The organism is Caulobacter sp. FG7, from assembly GCF_057808875.1.
The window spans coordinates 13,632-31,841 of record NZ_JBMDIW010000042.1; the positions used below are offsets into that span (position 1 = coordinate 13,632).

Genomic DNA, 18,210 nt, shown 5'->3' on the forward strand with positions numbered 1-18,210 from the left:
CTCCCCGGCCCGAGCTTTCCCATGACGTCCGCCGTCCAGCCGACGATCGGCATCGATTTTGGCACCACCAACACCGTCGTCGCCATCGCCGACGGCCAAGGCCCCGCGCGCCTGGTGCGCTTTCCCGTCGGCGAGAAGGACATCTTCGCCTTCCGCTCGGCCCTGAGCTTCCATTCGATGGCCGGCCCGGACGGCCGTCCGACCGAACGCGTCATCGAGGCCGGCCCCTGGGCCATCGAGGCTTATGTCGAGGACCCGCTGGAAACGCGCTTCGTCCAGTCGTTCAAGACGTTCGCGGCCAGCGCGGCCTTCACCGAGACCAAGATCCTCGACAAGCGCTACCTGTTCGAGGACCTGCTGGCGGCTTTCCTGTTCAAGCTGCGCGACCATGCGCAGGGCCAGATGGCCGACCTGCCGCCGCGAGTGATCGTTGGCCGGCCTGTGACCTTCGCCGGCGGCAATCCCGACGAGAACCTGGCCCTCAAGCGCTACGAAGCTGCTTTCGAGCGCCTGGGCTTTTCCGACATCCGCTACGCCCACGAACCGGTCGGCGCGGCCTTCTTCTTCGCCCGCCAGCTGAAGGAGGACGCCACGGTGCTGGTGGCCGACTTCGGCGGCGGCACCAGCGACTTCTCGATCGTGCGCTTCGAACGCCAAGGCGGCCAACTGCGGTCCGTGCCCCTGGCGCGTTCGGGCGTCGGCGTGGCCGGCGACGCCTTCGACTACCGGATCATCGACAACGTGGTGTCGCCGGAGCTCGGCAAGGGCAGCCTCTACAAGGCCATGTCCAGCCGCCTGCCGATCCCGCAGCGCTACTACACCGCCTTCGCCCGCTGGGATCAACTGGCCATGCTGCGGGCCTCCAAGGACATGCGCGACATCCGCGCCCTGGAGCGCACGGCGGTGGAGCCCGAGAAGATCGCCCGCCTGATCGAGGTGCTGGACGACAACCACGGCTACGCCCTCTACCGCTCGGTCTCGGGCCTGAAGGAGGCGCTGTCGGGCCAGGAAGCGGCGCGGTTCTCGTTCAAGGCCGGCTCGGTGGTCATCGAGCGCGACGTGGCGCGCAGCGAGTTCGAAGGCTGGATCGCGCCGGAACTGAAGGCCATCGAGACGGCCGTCGACCAGGCGCTGGAGCGCTCGGGCCTGACGGCGCAAGACGTGGACCGGGTGTTCCTGACCGGCGGCTCCTCGTTCGTGCCGGCGGTGCGCGATATCTTCCTGCGCCGGTTCGGCGCCGAACGGATCGAGAGCGGCGGCGAGTTCGAGTCTATCGCCTCGGGCCTGGCGCTGATCGGGCACGAGACGGACCTCGACCTCTGGAGCGAGCGGGCGCCGGGCTGAAGCCCTCTGGAACCTCCCCCTGTGGGGGAGGCGATCGCATAGCGATCGGTGGGGGGATGTCCTTCGGGCGTTGCGGCAACTGAAAACGCCCCCCCCTCCGGCCCTCCGGGCCACCTCCCCCAGAGGGGGAGGATCTTCGCGCCCAGATGCTCCCCCTCTGGGGGAGCTGTCGCGGAGCGACAGAGGGGGCCGGCGTCAGCGCGGCTCTCCCCCTCTCCAATCAGCGCTGCGCCTGCACCACCTTCACCGCCGGCGCGGTTTCCCAGCCGCCGCCCAGCGCCAGGAACAGGTTGACCTGATCAGCCGCCACGGCCGCGTCCGAGGCGGCCAGGGAGGCCTCCGCGCCCGCCAGCGTGCGCTGGGCGTCCAGGCCCTGCAGGTACGGCGCGCGGCCGGCCTTGTAGAGCGTGGCGGCCTGGCGTTCGGCCTTCACGGCTTCGTCGCGGGCGGCGCGCAGGGCGGCGTTGCGGTCGAGTTCGTGGGCGTAGGCGGTCAGGCTGGTCTCGGTCTCGCGCAGGGCGTTCAGCACCACGCCGTCGAACCGCGCCAAAGCCCCGTCGGCGCCGGCCTCGGCCCCGCGGATGCGGGCGCGCTCGCCCTCGCCCGGCAGGGTCCAGGAGATCAGGCCCGACAGGCTCCAGCGGTTGGCTGCCGGCTGGCCGATATCGGCCAGCAAGCCTGTCGAGCCCGCGCCCATGCCGAAGCTGATGTTCGGATAGAGCGCGCCGCGCGCCACGCCGATGCGAGCGGTGGCGCCGGCCAGGGTGCGCTCGGCCTGGCGGACGTCGGGCCGGCGCTTGAGCAGGGCCGCGCCGTCGCCGACCGGCAGGGGTTGCGACAGCTTCGGCGGCGTTGCGCAGGCCTCGACGGCCTTGGGGAACTGGGCCGGCGGCTTGCCGGTCAGCACGGCCAGCTTGTAGAGCGCGGCCTTGCGATGGGCCTCGAAGCTGGGGATCGCGGCGCGCTGCAGATCGACCTGGGCGCGGGCCCGGGTGGCGTCCAGCGCCGTGCCGCGGCCGGCGGCGATCAGGCGATTGGTGGCCTCCAGGCTCTTCTGCTGCAGATCGAGGCTATGCTCGGCGACGTGGATCTCGTGGCCGGCCGAGCACTCCTCGACATAGGCCCGGGCGACGTCGGCGGCGACGCTGACGCGGGCCAGGTCGAGCGCGGCCTGGCTGGCGTCGGCGTCGGCATGGGCGGCCTCGGCGGCGCGCTTGAGGCGGCCGACCAGGTCGACCTGGTAGGAGACCTTCACGCCGGCGTCGGCCAGGTTCTCGACCGGCAACGGCTCGCTCATCAGGTACTGCTCGCCGGACTCGCGGGCGCGCATCGCCGCCCCCGAGGCGCCGACCGAGAAACCGCCGGCGTCGTCGGCCTCGCCGGCCACGGCGCGGGCGCGGGCCAGGTTGGCGGCGGCGACCCGCAGGTCGGTGTTGGCGCCCAGGGCCTCCTGGACAAGGCCGTTGAGGGTCTCGTCGTCATAGAGCTTCCACCAGCCGTCGGGGACCGGGTCCTGGCTGACGGCGGCGCTGGCCGCGCCCATGAACGGCGCCTGGGCGGCGGGCTCGTTGATCTTGGCGGCGTCGGGCCGCTTGTAGTCGGGGCCGACGGTCGTGCAGGCGGCCAGCGCCAGCAGCGAGCCCGCGGCCGCCAGGGTGCGGAGCGTGCTCACGAGGCGGCTCCCTTGCCGGCGACCGTGCCAGCCCCCTGCCCCAGCACCGCGACAGTGGCCGTGCGGCCGGCGATCAGGCGCAGGTCCTTGGGGGTCTCATCCAGGGCGACCCGGACGGGAACGCGCTGGGCCAGGCGCACCCAGCTGAAGGTGGGATTGACGTTGGGCAGCAGGCTGGCCCCGGCGGCGCGGTCGCGGTCCTCGATGCCGGCGGCGATCGACTGGATGTGGCCGTGCAGCGGCCTGTCCTCGCCCATCACGGTGATGCTGACCTTCTGGCCGACATGCAGGCCCTTGAGCTTGGTCTCCTCGAAGTAGCCCTCGACCCTGTAGGAGCGGCTGTCGATCAGGGCCAGCACCGGCTTGCCGGCGGTGACGTAATCGCCGGTGCGCAGCGTCAGGTCCGACAGGAAGCCGTCGGTCGGCGCGACGACCAGGGTGCGCGAAAGGTTCAGGGCGGCGAGGTCGCGGGCGGCTACGGCCTGGGCCAGAGCGGCCTGCCCCTGCTCGACCTTGGCCAGGCTCTGCTCGGTGATCTCGCCGGCGACGAGGTCGCCCAGCACGCGGTTGCGGGCCAGTTCGCGGCGGGCCTGGGCCAGCTGCGCCTTCTGGGCGGCGACGGCGGCGTCGGCCTGGCGCAGGGCCAGGGCGTAGCGGTCGCGGTCGACATAGAACAGCGGCTGGCCGGCCTTGACCGTCTGGTCGTTGACCACCTGGACGGCGGTGACCAGGCCCGAGACGTCGGGCGCGACCTGGACGATGTCGGCGCGGACGCGGCCGTCACGGGTCCACGGGTCGACCTGGTAGTGGTCCCAGAGGCGCTTGCCCCCGACCACGGCGACGGCGACGACGGCCAGGGTGACCGCGACGCGGCCGGCTTGGGGGAGGATAGTTTTCAGCTGGGGCATGTTTTTCTTACGGACGGACAAGGGCCACGGCGGCGGCCCAGAGGATGACAAAGAGAGCGGTGTCGAAGAGCGCCGGGTGCCAGACGAAGCGGTAGGCGCCGGCCCAGGACAGCACGCGTCGGAGCACGAAGGCGGCGACGAGGGCCACGACGGCCGAGACGAGGACGGACGACAGGAAGACGCCGTCGATATTGTATTCGCCGGTCATGCGGCGGGCTCCGGATTGAAGGCGGGGGCGTCGGGGAAGAGGTTGCGGCGCAGGCCGACGAGGCCGGTGACACCACCGGGCACGAAGGCGATCCGCCCCAGGCTGACGAGGGCCTGGTCGACCTTGGCCAGCAGCTCGGCGTGCGGCGGCGCGCGACGGCCGGCCGACAGGGCCGCGTAGTGGTCGCCCACCCCGTCGAGCACGGCGTCGAGACTGGCGCGGGCCGGTCCCGAAAGATCGCCGCGGGCGGTCTGGACGGTGACGAGGTTCATGCCCACCCGCAGGTCGCGCAGCACGTCGACGCCGACGAGATCGTGGCGCGGACCGACAGCCGCGAGCTTCGGGGTCAGAAGGCCCAGGCGGTCGACCAGGGCGGCGGCGAAGGCGGCCGGTTCAGGCGCGCGGCTGGACCGGGCCAGGCGGGCCAGGTTCTTCCAGGTGCGCGACAGGAGGCGCCGGGCGCCGGCGTCGATGCTCATCGAGCGCATGGCGGCGGTGACGAAAATCGCCGCCCCCAGGCCGACGAACTGGCCGAGGTTGATGTTCAGGAAGCTGGCGAAGTCGGCGCTGAAGGTTTCCTGCAGCGCAAGCGCATTACAAAAGCCGATCAGCGTGGCCAGCGCCGCCCCCATGGTCTTGGGGTTGGGAATGAACAGGCCAATGAACAGCAGCGGCGGCGCCAGGGTCAGGACCAGCAGCGGATAGCCGTCGATGGCCGGCAGCACGGCGAACATGTAGAGCGCCGACAGCGGCAGCGAGACCAGGGTGAAGATCCCGAAGCTGCGGATAGCCGGCACGGGATCGTCCATGGCCGCGAAGAAGCAGCAGAACACCGCCGCCATGACCGGAGCCGAGGCGCCGTCGCCCCAGCCGGAAACGATCCAGAGGGCGCAGGACAGCAGCACGGCGATCGCGGCGGCCGCGCCCGAAAGCAGGGCCAGCGGCAGGTCGCTGTGCATCCGGCGACGGGCGGCGTTGGCGGTGGCCGCGGCCAGGTTCGGCGACAGCGGGGCGTCGGGGTTCTCCAGGCGCGTCATCAGCGCATGCCCCTCGCCCAGGGCCTGGACGGCTTCGGCCAGGCGCACCAGCAGGCTCTCGACCAGCAGGGCGTTCCAGTCGCCGCCCCGCCGCTCTGCGGCCTCGGCCTTGAGGTGGTCGATCAGTTCGAGGCCCGGCCCACGGGTCGCACCGGCCTCGATCCAGGCGATGACGGCGTCCAGCGCCGCTCGGGCGGCAGGATCCCTGACGTCCTTCAACGCCTGCATCCGATCGGCGAGCCCCGACAGCAGCGGGATGAGGATCAGCAGGCGTTCGTGCAGGGCCCGCACCACGCCGGTGGTCTCGCGCAGGCGGGTGGTGTCGAACGGCAGGTGGGTGGCCAGCATCTGGATCTCGCTGGCGGCGGCGGCCAGATGGCGGCGGTCACGGGCGAAGGCTTCCTCGTCGGCGCCCTTCAGCACGTCCAGCGCCCAGCGATCGGCCTCGCCCAGCCAGGCGCCAAGACGAGCGCGCAGGACGGTCCCCACGGGGCGTGGGAAGACGAGGCTGTGGACTAGGGTGGCGCAGATGATGCCGAGACCGATCTCGACCACGCGCCAGACGGCCAGGTCGAAGATGGCGCCGGGCTGGCTGACGGCCGGGAAGCCGATGATGGCGGCGGTGTAGCCGGCCAGCATCAGGACATAGCTGCGCGGCGTGCGGTCGAGCAGCGAGATGGTCAGGCAGGCGCCGACCCACAGGGCCAGGGCCAGGCACAGCAGCACGGGGGCATTGACCAGGTTGGGCACCATGGCGACGGCGGCCGCCCCGCCCAGCACGGTGCCGAGCACGCGGTACAGCGCCTTGGAGCGCACGGCCCCGGCCAACGGCTGGCTGACGATATAGGCCGTGGTCATGGCCCAATAGGGACGCGGCAGGCCGACGGCGAAACCGATCCAGAGGGCGAGCATGGCGGCGACGAAGCTGTTCAGCGAGAACAGCAGCGTCCACCGGTCGAACTTGGGCATGGAGCGCTTCAAGCCCCCTGCCCGTTGGCGGCGTCCAGGGCCGCCTCGAAGGCGGCGAAGGTGCGTAAGGTGGCGGCCAGATCCTCGTCGCTGACCCCGACCAGCAGGCGCGAGCGGACGGCCTGGACGGTGTCTTCGGCGATCACGGCCAGGGCCGCGCCGTCGCTTGTCAGGTGCAGGGTCTTGGCGCGGCCGTCGGCGGGGTCGTCGCGACGCTCCACCAGGCCGGCGGCGCACAGCTGGTCGAGCACGCGGACCAGGGACGGGCCTTCGACGCCCAGTTCCTCGGCCAGCACGCCTTGCCGCATGCCTGAGCCGGCGCGGGCGATGTGCAGCACCGGCAGGGCGCGGGCGTCGGAAAGGCCGTGCTCGGCCAGGGCGCGATTGACCTCGCGGCGATAGATGCGCGCCAGGCGCAGCACCGCGCCCGTGAAGGTGCGTTCGCTGGGAATGCGGGACGTCATGTAACGATGCTCGAAGAACGATAGGTAGCTTGCTATCTATTTAGATAGCTTCCTATCGAAGTTCACGCAAGCGGGCGGACAAAGAAAAACGGCCCCGCTCGTGGGAGCGGGGCCGTTCATCGTGTCGCGGGTGGGGGAGACCCCCTCCGGCCCTCCGGGCCACCTCCCCCAGAGGGGGAGGATCGTTACTTCCCAGCCAGCGCGGCCTGCGCGGCCGCCAGGCGGGCGATCGGCACGCGGTAGGGCGAGCAGGAGACGTAGTCCAGGCCGACCTTCTCGCAGAACGCGATCGAGGCCGGGTCGCCGCCATGCTCGCCGCAGATGCCGAGCTTGACGTCGGGACGCGCCGCCCTGCCCCGCTCGGCGGCGATGCGGATCAGGTCGCCGACGCCGTCCTGGTCGAGACTGACGAAGGGGTCCTTCTCGAAGATGCCCTTGTCGATATAGGCGCCCAGGAACTTGCCGGCGTCGTCGCGGCTGATGCCGAACGTCGTCTGGGTCAGGTCGTTGGTGCCGAAGCTGAAGAACTCGGCGTTGGCGGCCAGATCACCGGCCCGCAGGGCGGCGCGGGGCAGCTCGACCATGGTGCCGACCGTATATTTCAGATCGACGCCCTGCTCGGCCAGCACCGCCTTGGCGACGCGGTCGGTCAGGTCGCGCAGATACTTCATCTCCTCACCCTTCGCGACCAGCGGGTGCATGATCTCCGGCACCGGGGCGGCCTTGCCCGACTTGGCGATCTCGCACGCCGCCTCGAGGATGGCCCGGACCTGCATCTCGTAGATCTCGGGATAGGAGACGCCCAGGCGGCAGCCGCGGTGGCCGAGCATGGGGTTGGTCTCGTGCAGCTCCTTGGCGCGGCGCAGCAGCTTGGCGGCGTCGAGACCGGTGGCCACGGCCACGGCCTGCACGTCTTCTTCCGTATGCGGAAGGAACTCGTGCAACGGCGGGTCGAGCAGGCGGATGGTGACCGGCAGGCCTTCCATGATCGTGAAGAGCTCGACGAAGTCGGCCTTCTGGAAGGGCGCGATCTTGGCCAGCGCCGTGCGGCGGCCGGCCTCGTCGTCGGCCAGGATCATCTCGCGCACCGCGGCGATGCGGGTGTCGTCGAAGAACATGTGCTCGGTGCGGCACAGGCCGATGCCTTCGGCGCCGAACTGGCGGGCGGTCTTGGCGTCGAGCGGCGTCTCGGCGTTGGCGCGCACCTTCAGGCGACGGACCTGGTCGGCCCAGCCCATCAGGGTGGCGAAGTCGCCGGTCAGCTCGGGCTCGATCATCTTGGGCGCGCCGGCCAGGACCTCGCCGGTCGAGCCGTCGATGGTGATGATCTCGCCGGCCTTGAACTCGCGGCCCTTGGCCCGGAACAGGCCTTCCTTGGCGAAGATCGACACGTCGCCGGCGCCCGAGACGCAGGGACGGCCCATGCCGCGCGCCACGACGGCGGCGTGGCTGGTCATGCCGCCGCGGGCGGTGATGATGCCGCGGGCGGCGTGCATGCCGTGGATGTCCTCGGGCGAGGTCTCCTCACGCACCAGGATCACGGCCTCGCCGTTGGCGGCGGCCTTCTCGGCCTCGTCGCTGTCGAAGACGATCTTGCCGGTGGCCGCGCCGGGCGAGGCCGGCAGGCCGACGGTGACGACGTCACGATGGGCGGTCGGGTCGATGGTCGGGTGCAGCAGCTGATCGAGCGAGGCCGGCTCGACGCGGGAGACGCCCTCTTCCTTGCTGATCACGCCCTCGGCGGCCATGTCGACGGCGATCTTGAGCGCGGCCTTGGCGGTGCGCTTGCCGTTGCGGGTCTGCAGCATGTAGAGCACGCCCTGCTCCACAGTGAACTCGATGTCCTGCATGTCGCGGTAGTGGCGTTCCAGCGTCTCGACCACGGTCTTGAACTGGCCGAACACCTCCGGCATCGCCTCTTCCATCGACGGCGCGGTGTCGCCCATCTCCTCGCGGGCGGCCTTGGTCAGCGACTGCGGCGTGCGGATGCCGGCGACGACGTCCTCGCCCTGGGCGTTGATCAGGAACTCGCCGTACAGGCGGTTGTCGCCGTTCGACGGATTGCGGGTGAAGGCCACGCCCGTGGCCGAGGTGTCGCCCATGTTGCCGAACACCATCGACTGGATGTTGACGGCGGTGCCCCAGCTTTCGGGGATGTCGTGCATGCGGCGATAGAACTTGGCGCGGTCGTTCATCCAGCTGGCGAACACGGCGCCGACGGCGCCCCACAGCTGCTCCTGGGCGTCCTGCGGGAACGGCTTGCCCAGCTCGTTGAGCACGGCGGCCTTGTAGTCCTTGATGACCCCGGCCCAGTCGTCGGCGGAGAGACCCGTGTCGACGTGGACGTCGAGGCGGTCCTTATGGTCGTCGAGGATCTCCTCGAACATGTGGTGCTCCAGGTCGAGCACGACGTTCGAATACATCTGGATGAAACGACGATAGCTGTCGTAGGCGAAGCGGCGGTCGCCCGACAGGACGGCCAGGCCCTCGACGGTCTCATCGTTGAGACCCAGGTTCAGAACGGTGTCCATCATGCCCGGCATCGAGGCGCGGGCGCCCGAGCGAACCGACACCAGCAGCGGGTTGGCCACGTCGCCGAAGCGCTTGCCGGTGATGGCCTCGATCTTGGCGAGACCCGCGGCGACCTGCCCGGCCAGCTCGACCGGGTACTGCTTGCCGTTGGCGTAATAGTGGACGCAGGCCTCGGTGGTGATCGTAAAGCCGGGCGGAACCGGCAGACCCAGCGACGACATCTCGGCGAGATTGGCGCCCTTGCCTCCGAGGAGGTTCTTCATGGAAGCGTCGCCGTCAGCGCCGCCTCCCCCGAACGAATAGACCCAAAGGGACTTCGTCAGCGTCTCTACCGGCATTTTGAGTTCACCCTGCGATAAAGTGAAGAAAGGCCGCGCCCTCTATCGGGGTCGTCTCGCCTTGGAACAGCCCTGCGAAATCTGAATCTCGCAGTGCAATATCCGTGGCCTCCCTAGCATTTTGGCCAAGAACGCGTCCACATGCGCGTTGCGTTCCCGCAGATTTGCCAAGAATTCAGCAAATCATTGCCATGACAACGTTGTCTTGATCGCAGTTTGACAGCTTGCGCCATTTCAAAGGCACGAAACGTCGCCACACGGAGAATGGCAGCGCTTTGCGGGGACTGGTCGAAGGCCACCCCAGGACGCTCGAAATAACAATGATCGCACAGCGAGCGGAACGCCCGCTCAGCGCTTCTTGCCCAGTTCGGCGGCGATGTCCTTGGTCATCCGGCCCACCTTGCGATGGGCAGTCGTGATCTGATCGCGGGTCACGCCCCAACGCTTCATCCAGTATTCGACGGCCTGGCGCTCGGAGAGATCGAGCCGGTCCTTGTCGATGAATCCACGCTTGTCCTTGAGACCGGCCATCAGCTGTTCCACGGCTTGGTGGAGCCGGCGGCCTTGCGGGACGCCTGCTCGCGTTGAAAACGACCGCCGCGCGGCGGCTTGGGACGGGCGGCGATCGCCGCCTGCTTGATGCGCAGGGCCCGTTGGATCGGGGTTTCGCCGGTCGGGTCGTCGTCGTTCTGGTCGCTCATGGGCGAGAGGTTAGCACGTCGGAACGCGCTGCCCTCCCCCTTCCGTACCCCCCCCGCGAAAGCGGGGGCCCAGGTGTTTTATCGTCGAGCGCGGCGGGTTGCAGAAAAGGCCTGCCCCCCCCGCTTTCGCGGGGATTTTGCGAGGAGGTGGTTCCTGTCGAAGGGAAACCTCACCCCTCGATGATGTGCGGCACGAAGCGGGCGAGGTTCTTGGTGACCTGGCTGTCGTCTTCTCGGATGCCCATGCCCACGGGCTCGGCCCCGACAATCCAGACGCCGACCACAGGGTGCTTGCCGTCGAAGCTGGGCGGCGGGCTGAAGGCCTGGACGATCGCGCCTTCCGCGCCATAGCCCTGGTCGAGCACCGGCTCGGCCTTGGCGCCGACGATCTCGACATTGGCCCCCTCGCGCGAAAACAGCGGCTTGCGCACGTAGTTCGCGCCGAGCGCCGAGGCGGCCGGGTCGCCCTCGAAATAGGCCTCCAGCAGGTTGGGGTGGCCCTTGTGACGCTCCCACAGCAACGGAAGGATCGCCTTGTTGGACAGGATCGCCTTCCACGGCGGCTCCAGCCAGCGGACCTTGGCCGTCGCCAGGTTAGCCGCATAGGGCTCGCGCAGCATGTCTTCCCACGGATAGAGCTTGAACGCCGCCTGCAGCAGGTAGCCATCGGTGTCGACGAACTGCCCCTCTTCGTTCAGGCCGATGGCGTTCATGGCCACGAACTTGGGATCAAGACCCGCCTGGGCGGCGAGGTCTTCCAGGAACCGCACGGTCTGGCGGTCCTCGACGGCCTCGTCGTCGCTGGCGAAGTGCACGAAACCGCCGTTCGGGAACAGCACCTTGAAGCGATCGCGCATCGCCTCGAACAGGCTGTTGAACTGGTCGGTCCCGGCCGGCAGGGCGCCCTGCCCCAGCAGATCCTCGAGCCACAGCCACTGGAAGGTGGCGGCCTCGAACAGGCTGGTGGGGGTGTCGGCGTTGTATTCGTAGAGCTTGGGCGGACCCGAGCCGTCGTAGCCGAAGTCGAAGCGGCCGTAGAGCGAGGGCTCCTTGGCGCGCCAGGAGGCGGCGACGAAGTCCCAGTGCTCGCGCGGGATCGCCAGCTTTTCGAGGATTTCCTCGCTGGCGACCGCCTCATCGACGAGGTCGAGGCACAGGTCGTGGAGCTCGGCGGCGGCCGGCTCCAGGTGTTCCTCGACCTCCTGAAGGGTGAAGGCGTACGCCGTCCCCTCGTCCCAATAGGCCTGTCCGCCGGTGTGGTGGTAGACGAAGCCGACGGCCTCGGCCTTCTCGCGCCAGTCGGCGCGAGGGGTCAGGGTAAGACGACGCACGCTGGGCTCTTACTCGCTCTTCGAACCGTCGGCGGCCTTGTCCTCGATCTGCAGCGGGGTGGGCTGCGGCGCGAGGCGGGCCAGGATGTCGTCGGCCGACGACTGGCCCGGCAGGATGCCGGCCACGCGCAGCTTCTCGTCGAGATCAGCGCCGGTGCGGCGGTCTTCCAGTTCGCCGGCGGCCTTGATCTTCTCGCCGCGGACCATCTGGCGTTCCTTGATCCGCGCCAGGCTGTCGGCGGCCGAACCCAGCGAGGCGCCGGCGCCCGCGCCACGGGCAGTGACGGCTTCCTGCGCCTTCTGGACGGACTCGTTGACCTTCACGACCTCGACCTCGCGCTTGAGCGTGTCGATGCGGCGGTCGGTGGCGGCGATGGCCTGGTGCAACTGGTCTTCGGCCTCGCGCATGGAGCCGATCTGCGGCTCCTTCAGCGAGATCTCGCTCTCGATGTCGGCGATGCGCTGGGCGACCTGGCGGGCGAGATCCATGTCGCCCTTGGTGACGGCGGCGCGGGCCGAGTTCTCGTACTTGGCCACCTGCTCGCGCAGGCTCTTGACGTCGTTTTCCTGGATGCGGCGACGGGCGACCAGGGTGGCGAGGTTATCGCGCGCCTTGGCCTGGGCGGCATCAGCGTCGCGAATCTCCTGGTCGAGAATGCGGATGGCGTTGGCGTCGACGACGGCGGACGTGGCTTCGTGCGCGCCGGCGCGACCCAGGGTGAACAGCTTGCGCCAGATGGACATCGGAAGGCTCCGGGAAATTCTAGGTTTGGGTCAGGCGGCGGACGAGAACGAGCTGCGCAGGTCGGAAGCCACTTCGATGGCGTTCTCGGCCAGGGTGCGCAACTCGATCAGGATGTCCTCGATCGAGGTGGTGGTCGAGAGCTCGCCGAACAGTTCGTAGTAGTCGCGGCCGCCGACGACGCAGATGCCGAAGTTCGACAGCGGCACCAGCTTCTGGGCCTTGAGCAGGAACTCGTTGAAGGCGTGGCGGTCTTCCTGTTCGTCGACCGGCCACAGCAGGGCCGAGGCCGCGACCTGCTGGTCGCTGACGCTGATGTAGATCTCCAGGTCGCCATGCCAGTGCATGGTCGCCAGCAGGATCTCGTCGGCGCCCTCCAGGATGCCGACGGTGATCTCGTCGGCGCCGCGTCCGGGCGCTTCGTCCAGGGCCGCCTTCAGCGAGCGGACAGTCCAGGGCGTCTGACTCATCGGGTCGTGATCCTCTTCAACGGGCCATCTTGGCCGTGTTCATACAAGATGGGAGCCCGAACGCCAGCCGTCGAGAGCGAGCGTCGCCCCTTTTACAGCGCAGGCTGGCGCCGTACATGAAGGGCCAGTGTTGCAGGGATCCGCCATGTTCAGTCGCTTATTCGGCCGCAAGGAGCCCGCTCCGGAATCGGCCCTGCCCGCCATCCGCAACGTGACCCTGGGCCGGACCGTCTGGCTGGACCCGCTGGCGTGGAAGCGTTTCGGGTCCGACACCAAGTTCCCGCTCGACCGCGACACGCTGGAAATCACCGCCCAGGGCCTGGTGGACCTGAAGGACGGCGGCTTCGTGCACCGGTTCTACACCGACGACCACGTGATGTTTCAGGCCGTGTCGGACGACCGCGCCGGCCAGCGCCTGACCGACGTGACGATCTTCGTGCCCTGGGACAGCGCCTATCCGGCCGGCCGCGCCGACCGCGACGCCTGGGGCAAGCGCCTGCGCGCCCGCAGCTTCGCCGCCGCGGGCCTGCCCGAGTATCACCGCTTCTGGTTCGGCGACGAGGCCGAGAGCCAGGAGCCCGTGACCTTCTGGGAAGAGTTGCATGACGACCGCGACGGCGTGCCCGACCGCAAGATCTTCCAGACCTGCATGCTGTTCGCCCGCGACCTGCCCGGCGAGGGCCGCGAACTGCTGCTGGCCATCGAAATGGAGACCGAGGACCGCGAGGTCTCGTTCGAAACCATGATCGGCGTGCCGCTGGAAGTCGGCGAATTCCGCGCCTAAGCCACCTGACAGGGGGAAATAGACCATGTTCGACGTCAATGCCTTCGGCGAAAGCGCCCTGGCCTTCCTGGTGGCCTTCGCCGCCGCCGGCGTGTTCACCGTCGTGTTCAAGATCGTCTACCAGGCGGTGACGCCCTACGACGAAGCCAAGCTGATCCGCGAGGGCAACGTCGCCGCGGCCATCGCCCTGGGCGGCGCCGTGGTCGGCTACGTGCTGCCGCTGGCGTCCGCGCTGAGCCACACCGTCAGCCTGATGGAATTCGCCGCCTGGGCCCTGCTGGCCGGCGTCATCCAGATCGCCGCCTTCACCCTGGTGCGCTTCACGGTGCTCAAGGACCTGATCGACCGCATCGAGAAGGCCGAGCTCGCCGCCGGCGTCTACCTGGCCTCGATCTCGCTGGCCGTCGGCCTGCTGAACGCCGCCTGCATGACCTCGTGAGGCCGGACATGAACGCGCTTTCTCCCCCGCCCGCCCCAGTTTCGGCTTCGACTCGGCGTCGCAAGCGCTCCAGCGCCATGGCCCTGACCAGCCTGATGGCCGGCTCGGCCTTCACGCTGGTGGCCTGCGACGATCCGGGCTCGGCCACGCAGTGGGGCGACAACCCGCCCGCTGCCGCCTCCGGCCAGAAGGTCGACGCCTCCAGCTTCGCGAGCCTGGACGACTGCAAGGCCTCGGGCGACTTCACCGCCGACCAGTGCCAGACGGCCTATGACGAGGCCCAGAAGGCCAGCGCCGAGAACGCGCCCAAGTTCTCCGACCAGCAGAGCTGCGAAGAGCGTTACGGCGTCGACCAGTGCGTTCCGCGCAGCCAGGCCAATGGCGGCGGCAGCTTCTTCACCCCGCTGCTGACCGGCTTCATCATCGGCCAGGCGCTGGAAGGGATGAACAACCGCGGCTATCGCGGCGCGCCGATGTATCGCGACCGCGAGGGGACCTATTACAGCGGTTCGGGCTATCCGATCTCGCGCGACTACCTCTCGGGCCGCAGCCGGGTGCGCCAGGACAGCTTCGACGCCCCCTCGCGCTACGAGGCCCCGGCCCGCGTGCAAAGCCGCAGCAGCGTCATCTCGCGCGGCGGCTTCGGCGGCGGATCGCGCGGCTTCGGCGGCTAGAGCCGTCGAATCTGGAGCGCGTTAGACGGCGAAACCGCTCACACTTTCGCCCACCGCGCTCTCGGGAACCAGAATGGCGGCGTCTCGCGTTGGTCTGTCGTAGACCACGCGAGACGACCGCATGACCGACAAGACCATCACGGGCGTTCCCCATCCGCGCTGGTGGCAGCGCCATCCCACCCTGGCGTTCTGCACCGCCTGGGCCGTTGGCCTGGGATTGGTGGCGATGATCGTCGCCCTGGCGCTTCAGGCCGCAGCCTGAACCACGCCCCGCTGCAGCGCGCGCACGGCTGTCAGCAACCGCGCCGGCGAGATCGGCTTTTCCAGCCACATGTCGGGCTCGACCTTCAGCACGCGCGGATCGCTGGCCGACACCATCAGCACCGGCACGTCGCGGTCTTCCACCGCGCGGATCAGCTCGGCCCCGGTCATCCGCGGCATCGAATTGTCGGTGATCAGCAGGTCGGGCGCGAAGGCGTCGAAGGCGTCCAGCGCCTCGCGGCCGTCGCGGCTCCACAGGACCTCGAATCCCGCGTCCTCCAGCAGCATCTCGTAGACGCCGCCGAGGAGAATGTCGTCTTCCGCAATAAGGATCCGTCGCATGGCCAGCCCCAGCCCTGTCGAATGTATGAACAGGTCTTAACCATGCCGCGACACCCGGTGTCAGCGTGCGCAATCGTCGCATTTCCCGAAGTTGAGCAACCGACGGCCGAGTCGCGCGACTCACTTCATCCGCAGGCTTAGCCCCGCCGCGACGAGATGGACGGCGTCGGCGGCCCGGGCCAGGGCCTGGTGCAGGCGGCCCGCCTCGTCTCGGAACCGGCGAGCCAAGGCGTTGTCGGGCACTACGCCCCAGCCGACCTCGTTCGAGACGAGCCAAAGCTCGCCGTCAAACTCGGCGGCCGCGTCGACCAGCCTGGCAGCGGCGGACGAAACGTCGCACTCGGCCAGCATCAGGTTGGTCAGCCAGAGGGTGAGGCAGTCGACGACCGCCACGGCGCCCGGCGAAAGGCCCCGCAGGGCCCCGACCAGGTCCATCGGCGCCTCGAGCGTCGTCCAGGCGTCGCCGCGATCGACCTGGTGACGCGCGATGCGCTCCTCCATCTCGGCGTCGAAGGCCTGGGCGGTGACGATCATCACCGGCTTGGATCCACGCGCCCTGGCGACGATCTCGGCCGCGCCCTGCGCGAATGCGCTCTTGCCCGAACGGGCCCCGCCCAGGACCAGGGTGACTGACAACGCTGAGGCCTCCAGATTGACGGTGTGCGGCGCACCATATAGTGCAGCCAGCGCGACAGGTTCCTCCCAAAGAGGATGAAAAGGGAACTCGGGTGTGAAACCCGGGCTGCCCCCGCAACTGTAAGCGGCGAGTTCGCGCGTCACATGCCACTGGGGCTGTTCTTCGGAAGAGGCCTGGGAAGGCGACGCGCAGCAACGATGACCCGCGAGCCAGGAGACCTGCCTGTCGTTGTCGTTTTTCGTCCGGCCGGGGTGCGCCGTACGATCGGGTCTTCCCCGCATGACGACGTTGGTCCGGGCGTGTTCCTCGCGGAGCGCGCTCCTTCTTGTCGCGCACGGAGGAACGACATGCGCCTTGTTTCCCTGCTGGCCCTCGCGGCCGCAGTTCCCGCCCTTGCCCTGCCCGCCTACGCCATGGCCGATGACGCCGCGGCGGTCGATCAGGTCGTCGTCACCGCCAGCCGCGGTCCCGAGAACCTGTCGGAAGTTTCGACCAGCATGACGGTGATCGACGCCGAAGCGCTGAAGAAGGCCCAGGCCGTGGTGGTCTCCGACCTGCTGTCGCGCACCGCGGGCGTGACCGTCACCCGTAACGGCGGCGTCGGCGGCTCGACCCAGCTGCGCATCCGCGGCGCCGAGACCGACCAGACCGTGGTGCTGATCGACGGCGTCAAGCTGAACGATCCGTCCTCGACCGGCGGCGGCTACAACTTCGCCACCCTGCTGGCCGGCAACATCAACCGCATCGAAGTGCTGCGCGGCTCGCAGTCGACGCTGTGGGGCAGCCAGGCCATCGGCGGCGTGGTCAACATGATCACCGCCGTGCCGACCGGCCCGCTGGGCGCCACCGTGTCGGCCGAGGCCGGCTCGCGCGACACCGCCTACGGCCACGCCGCCGTCAGCACCGGCGGCGATTGGGGCGGCTTCCGCCTGGCCGGCGCGTACTACACCACCGACGGCGTCTCGGCCTTCGGCAAGTCGTACGGCGGCAAGGAGAAGGACGGCTATCGCAACGCCGCGGTCAGCAGCCGCCTGGACCTGAACGTCACCGACTGGGCCGCTGTCGACCTGCGCGCCTCGTACGCCGCGGCCAAGAACGAGTTCGACGGCTTCCCCGCCCCGCTGTTCGCCTTCGCCGACAGCCCCGAGTACGGCAAGACCAAGGAACTGGTCTCCTACGCCGGCGTGCGCCTGAGCGCCTTCGACGGCGCGCTGAAGAACCGCCTCGGCTACGGCTACACCCAGACCGACCGCGACAACTTCGATCCCAGTTCGTCGGTCCCCAAGACCTTCGACGCGCGCGGCACCAACAGCCGCTTCGAGTACCAGGGCACCTGGACGATCAACGACGCCCTGCGCGCCACCTTCGGCGCGGAGACCGAGCGCTCGTGGTTCCGCACCGCCTCGCCCTCGACCTTCGATCCGAATCCAACCGCCGACCGTCACGCGGCGAGCACCGACAGCCTGTACCTGCAATTGCAGGCCAAGCCGGTCGCGGGCCTGACCCTGACCGGCGGCGTGCGCCAGGAAGACCACTCGGCCTTCGGCGACGCCACCGTCTACCAGGCCGGCGCCACCTACTCGCCCAATGACGGCGTGACGGTGTTCCGCGCCAACTACGGCGAAGGCTTCAAGGCCCCGTCGCTGTACCAGCTCTACAGCATCTACGGCGATCGCAACCTGAAGCCGGAAGAGTCCGAGAGCGTCGACCTGGGCGTCGAGCACAGCGTGCTGAACGGCCGCGTGCGCGCCGGCGTGACCTGGTTCCACCGCGACATCACCAACCAGATCGACTTCGTCTCGAACAACAACCCGCCGAACTACGGCGGCTACGCCAACTTCGCCAAGACCGAGACCAGCGGCGTCGAGCTGGAAGCCACGATCGAGGTGACCTCGGCCCTGCAGGTGACCGCCAACTACACCAACATGGACGCGATCAACCGGTCGGCGACGAACAACGGCAAGCGCCTGCCGCGCCGCCCGAGCGAGACGGCCAACCTGAACGCCGACTATGACTGGTCGAACGGCCTGACCACGGGCGTTTCGGTGCAGTACGTGGGTGAAAGCTACGACAACGCCACCAACGCCCGCCGCCTGAAGAGCTACGCCCTGTTCGACCTGCGCGCGGCCTATCCGGTCAATGAGCAGTTCGAGGTGTTCGGCCGCGTCGAGAACCTCTTCGACAAGGAATACCAGACGATCTACCGCTACGGCTCGGTGGGCCGCGGCTTCTTCGCCGGCGTGCGGGCGAAGTTCTGATGAGCGGCTCGCCGGCGTCCCTTTCCGGACACGGCGGCCGCCTGGCGGCGGGGGGGGGGGGGGGGGGGGGGGGGGGGGGGGGGGGGGGGGGGGGGGGGG

Annotated in this window: 19 protein-coding genes and 1 riboswitch; of the genes, 6 read left to right on the forward strand and 13 right to left on the reverse strand. The window is 69.3% G+C overall.

Going from position 1 to position 18,210, the window contains the following annotated elements:
• Nucleotides 1–21: 21 nt before the first annotated feature.
• Complete coding sequence (locus ACODR1_RS23295; protein ID WP_488882565.1) at nt 22–1,344, forward strand: Hsp70 family protein; 1,323 nt, start codon at nt 22–24, stop codon at nt 1,342–1,344.
• A 220-nt stretch (nt 1,345–1,564) separates the two neighbouring features.
• Here ACODR1_RS23295 and ACODR1_RS23300 read toward each other — a convergent pair whose 3' ends face one another.
• From ACODR1_RS23300 to ACODR1_RS23350, 11 genes are all read right to left on the reverse strand, one after another.
• On the reverse strand, nt 1,565–3,016 hold the full coding sequence (locus ACODR1_RS23300; RefSeq protein ID WP_488882566.1) for an efflux transporter outer membrane subunit: 1,452 nt from the start codon (nt 3,014–3,016) through the stop codon (nt 1,565–1,567).
• On the reverse strand, nt 3,013–3,924 hold the full coding sequence (locus ACODR1_RS23305) for an efflux RND transporter periplasmic adaptor subunit (RefSeq protein ID WP_488882567.1): 912 nt from the start codon (nt 3,922–3,924) through the stop codon (nt 3,013–3,015). Before ACODR1_RS23305 ends, ACODR1_RS23300 begins: the two co-directional genes overlap by 4 nt.
• 7 nt (nt 3,925–3,931) lie before the next feature.
• The gene (locus ACODR1_RS23310) at nt 3,932–4,132 is read right to left on the reverse strand and encodes a DUF1656 domain-containing protein (RefSeq protein WP_101716169.1); all 201 of its coding nucleotides are present in this window, start codon (nt 4,130–4,132) and stop codon (nt 3,932–3,934) included.
• Entirely contained in the window at nt 4,129–6,138 is a 2,010-nt protein-coding gene (locus ACODR1_RS23315; RefSeq protein ID WP_488882568.1) for an FUSC family protein, read from the reverse strand. The genes ACODR1_RS23310 and ACODR1_RS23315 overlap by 4 nt, the downstream gene beginning before the upstream one ends.
• Nucleotides 6,139–6,146: 8 nt before the next feature.
• Complete coding sequence (locus ACODR1_RS23320) at nt 6,147–6,515, reverse strand: MarR family winged helix-turn-helix transcriptional regulator (RefSeq protein ID WP_488882581.1); 369 nt, start codon at nt 6,513–6,515, stop codon at nt 6,147–6,149.
• 272 nt (nt 6,516–6,787) lie between these two features.
• On the reverse strand, nt 6,788–9,472 hold the full coding sequence (gene ppdK / locus ACODR1_RS23325) for a pyruvate, phosphate dikinase (protein ID WP_488882569.1): 2,685 nt from the start codon (nt 9,470–9,472) through the stop codon (nt 6,788–6,790).
• Between the two features lie 348 nt (nt 9,473–9,820).
• Nucleotides 9,821–10,003, reverse strand: coding sequence for a DUF3606 domain-containing protein (locus ACODR1_RS23330; RefSeq protein WP_109102243.1), 183 nt, complete (start codon nt 10,001–10,003; stop codon nt 9,821–9,823).
• A complete protein-coding gene (locus tag ACODR1_RS23335) occupies nt 10,003–10,173 on the reverse strand; it encodes a hypothetical protein (protein WP_488882570.1) in 171 nt (56 codons plus the stop codon). The genes ACODR1_RS23330 and ACODR1_RS23335 overlap by 1 nt, the downstream gene beginning before the upstream one ends.
• 170 nt (nt 10,174–10,343) lie before the next feature.
• A complete protein-coding gene (locus ACODR1_RS23340; RefSeq protein ID WP_488882571.1) occupies nt 10,344–11,504 on the reverse strand; it encodes a glutathionylspermidine synthase family protein in 1,161 nt (386 codons plus the stop codon).
• Nucleotides 11,505–11,513: 9 nt separating this feature from the next.
• Entirely contained in the window at nt 11,514–12,248 is a 735-nt protein-coding gene (locus tag ACODR1_RS23345) for a PspA/IM30 family protein (protein WP_488882572.1), read from the reverse strand.
• Nucleotides 12,249–12,278: 30 nt separating this feature from the next.
• Nucleotides 12,279–12,716 (reverse strand): YjfI family protein, encoded by a 438-nt coding sequence (locus ACODR1_RS23350; RefSeq protein ID WP_488882573.1) that lies wholly within the window; start codon nt 12,714–12,716, stop codon nt 12,279–12,281.
• A 145-nt stretch (nt 12,717–12,861) separates the two neighbouring features.
• On the opposite strand from ACODR1_RS23350, the gene ACODR1_RS23355 reads away from it, so the two are divergent.
• From ACODR1_RS23355 to ACODR1_RS23370, 4 genes are all read left to right on the forward strand, one after another.
• Entirely contained in the window at nt 12,862–13,500 is a 639-nt protein-coding gene (locus tag ACODR1_RS23355; RefSeq protein WP_488882574.1) for a DUF2491 family protein, read from the forward strand.
• A 25-nt stretch (nt 13,501–13,525) separates the two neighbouring features.
• Nucleotides 13,526–13,939 carry a DUF350 domain-containing protein gene (locus ACODR1_RS23360; protein WP_488882575.1) on the forward strand — a complete coding sequence of 138 codons (414 nt, stop codon included), beginning with the start codon at nt 13,526–13,528 and terminating at the stop codon, nt 13,937–13,939.
• 77 nt (nt 13,940–14,016) lie between these two features.
• Nucleotides 14,017–14,613 carry a DUF1190 domain-containing protein gene (locus ACODR1_RS23365; RefSeq protein WP_488882576.1) on the forward strand — a complete coding sequence of 199 codons (597 nt, stop codon included), beginning with the start codon at nt 14,017–14,019 and terminating at the stop codon, nt 14,611–14,613.
• 121 nt (nt 14,614–14,734) lie between these two features.
• Nucleotides 14,735–14,875 carry a hypothetical protein gene (locus ACODR1_RS23370; protein ID WP_488882577.1) on the forward strand — a complete coding sequence of 47 codons (141 nt, stop codon included), beginning with the start codon at nt 14,735–14,737 and terminating at the stop codon, nt 14,873–14,875.
• Here ACODR1_RS23370 and ACODR1_RS23375 read toward each other — a convergent pair.
• Together ACODR1_RS23375 and cobU are read right to left on the reverse strand one after the other, a co-directional pair.
• The gene (locus ACODR1_RS23375) at nt 14,860–15,216 is read right to left on the reverse strand and encodes a response regulator transcription factor (RefSeq protein ID WP_488882578.1); all 357 of its coding nucleotides are present in this window, start codon (nt 15,214–15,216) and stop codon (nt 14,860–14,862) included. The two genes, ACODR1_RS23370 and ACODR1_RS23375, sit on opposite strands and share 16 nt — an antisense overlap.
• A 120-nt stretch (nt 15,217–15,336) precedes the next feature.
• A complete protein-coding gene (cobU, locus tag ACODR1_RS23380; RefSeq protein WP_488882579.1) occupies nt 15,337–15,852 on the reverse strand; it encodes a bifunctional adenosylcobinamide kinase/adenosylcobinamide-phosphate guanylyltransferase in 516 nt (171 codons plus the stop codon).
• A 40-nt stretch (nt 15,853–15,892) separates the two neighbouring features.
• A riboswitch (cobalamin riboswitch) is annotated at nt 15,893–16,093 on the forward strand.
• Nucleotides 16,094–16,200: 107 nt separating this feature from the next.
• Here cobU and ACODR1_RS23385 point away from each other — a divergent pair.
• On the forward strand, nt 16,201–18,111 hold the full coding sequence (locus tag ACODR1_RS23385) for a TonB-dependent receptor plug domain-containing protein (RefSeq protein WP_488882580.1): 1,911 nt from the start codon (nt 16,201–16,203) through the stop codon (nt 18,109–18,111).
• Nucleotides 18,112–18,210: the final 99 nt, after the last annotated feature.

Coding starts and splice junctions, on each gene's coding strand:
- ACODR1_RS23295 (WP_488882565.1), top strand. CDS start 22: ATGACGTCCGCCGTCCAGCCGACGATCGGCATCGATTTTGGCACCACC.
- ACODR1_RS23305 (WP_488882567.1), bottom strand. CDS start 3,924: ATGCCCCAGCTGAAAACTATCCTCCCCCAAGCCGGCCGCGTCGCGGTC.
- ACODR1_RS23310 (WP_101716169.1), bottom strand. CDS start 4,132: ATGACCGGCGAATACAATATCGACGGCGTCTTCCTGTCGTCCGTCCTC.
- ACODR1_RS23315 (WP_488882568.1), bottom strand. CDS start 6,138: ATGCCCAAGTTCGACCGGTGGACGCTGCTGTTCTCGCTGAACAGCTTC.
- ppdK (WP_488882569.1), bottom strand. CDS start 9,472: ATGCCGGTAGAGACGCTGACGAAGTCCCTTTGGGTCTATTCGTTCGGG.
- ACODR1_RS23330 (WP_109102243.1), bottom strand. CDS start 10,003: ATGGCCGGTCTCAAGGACAAGCGTGGATTCATCGACAAGGACCGGCTC.
- ACODR1_RS23335 (WP_488882570.1), bottom strand. CDS start 10,173: ATGAGCGACCAGAACGACGACGACCCGACCGGCGAAACCCCGATCCAA.
- ACODR1_RS23345 (WP_488882572.1), bottom strand. CDS start 12,248: ATGTCCATCTGGCGCAAGCTGTTCACCCTGGGTCGCGCCGGCGCGCAC.
- ACODR1_RS23350 (WP_488882573.1), bottom strand. CDS start 12,716: ATGAGTCAGACGCCCTGGACTGTCCGCTCGCTGAAGGCGGCCCTGGAC.
- ACODR1_RS23355 (WP_488882574.1), top strand. CDS start 12,862: ATGTTCAGTCGCTTATTCGGCCGCAAGGAGCCCGCTCCGGAATCGGCC.
- ACODR1_RS23360 (WP_488882575.1), top strand. CDS start 13,526: ATGTTCGACGTCAATGCCTTCGGCGAAAGCGCCCTGGCCTTCCTGGTG.
- ACODR1_RS23365 (WP_488882576.1), top strand. CDS start 14,017: ATGGCCCTGACCAGCCTGATGGCCGGCTCGGCCTTCACGCTGGTGGCC.
- ACODR1_RS23370 (WP_488882577.1), top strand. CDS start 14,735: ATGACCGACAAGACCATCACGGGCGTTCCCCATCCGCGCTGGTGGCAG.
- ACODR1_RS23375 (WP_488882578.1), bottom strand. CDS start 15,216: ATGCGACGGATCCTTATTGCGGAAGACGACATTCTCCTCGGCGGCGTC.
- ACODR1_RS23385 (WP_488882580.1), top strand. CDS start 16,201: ATGCGCCTTGTTTCCCTGCTGGCCCTCGCGGCCGCAGTTCCCGCCCTT.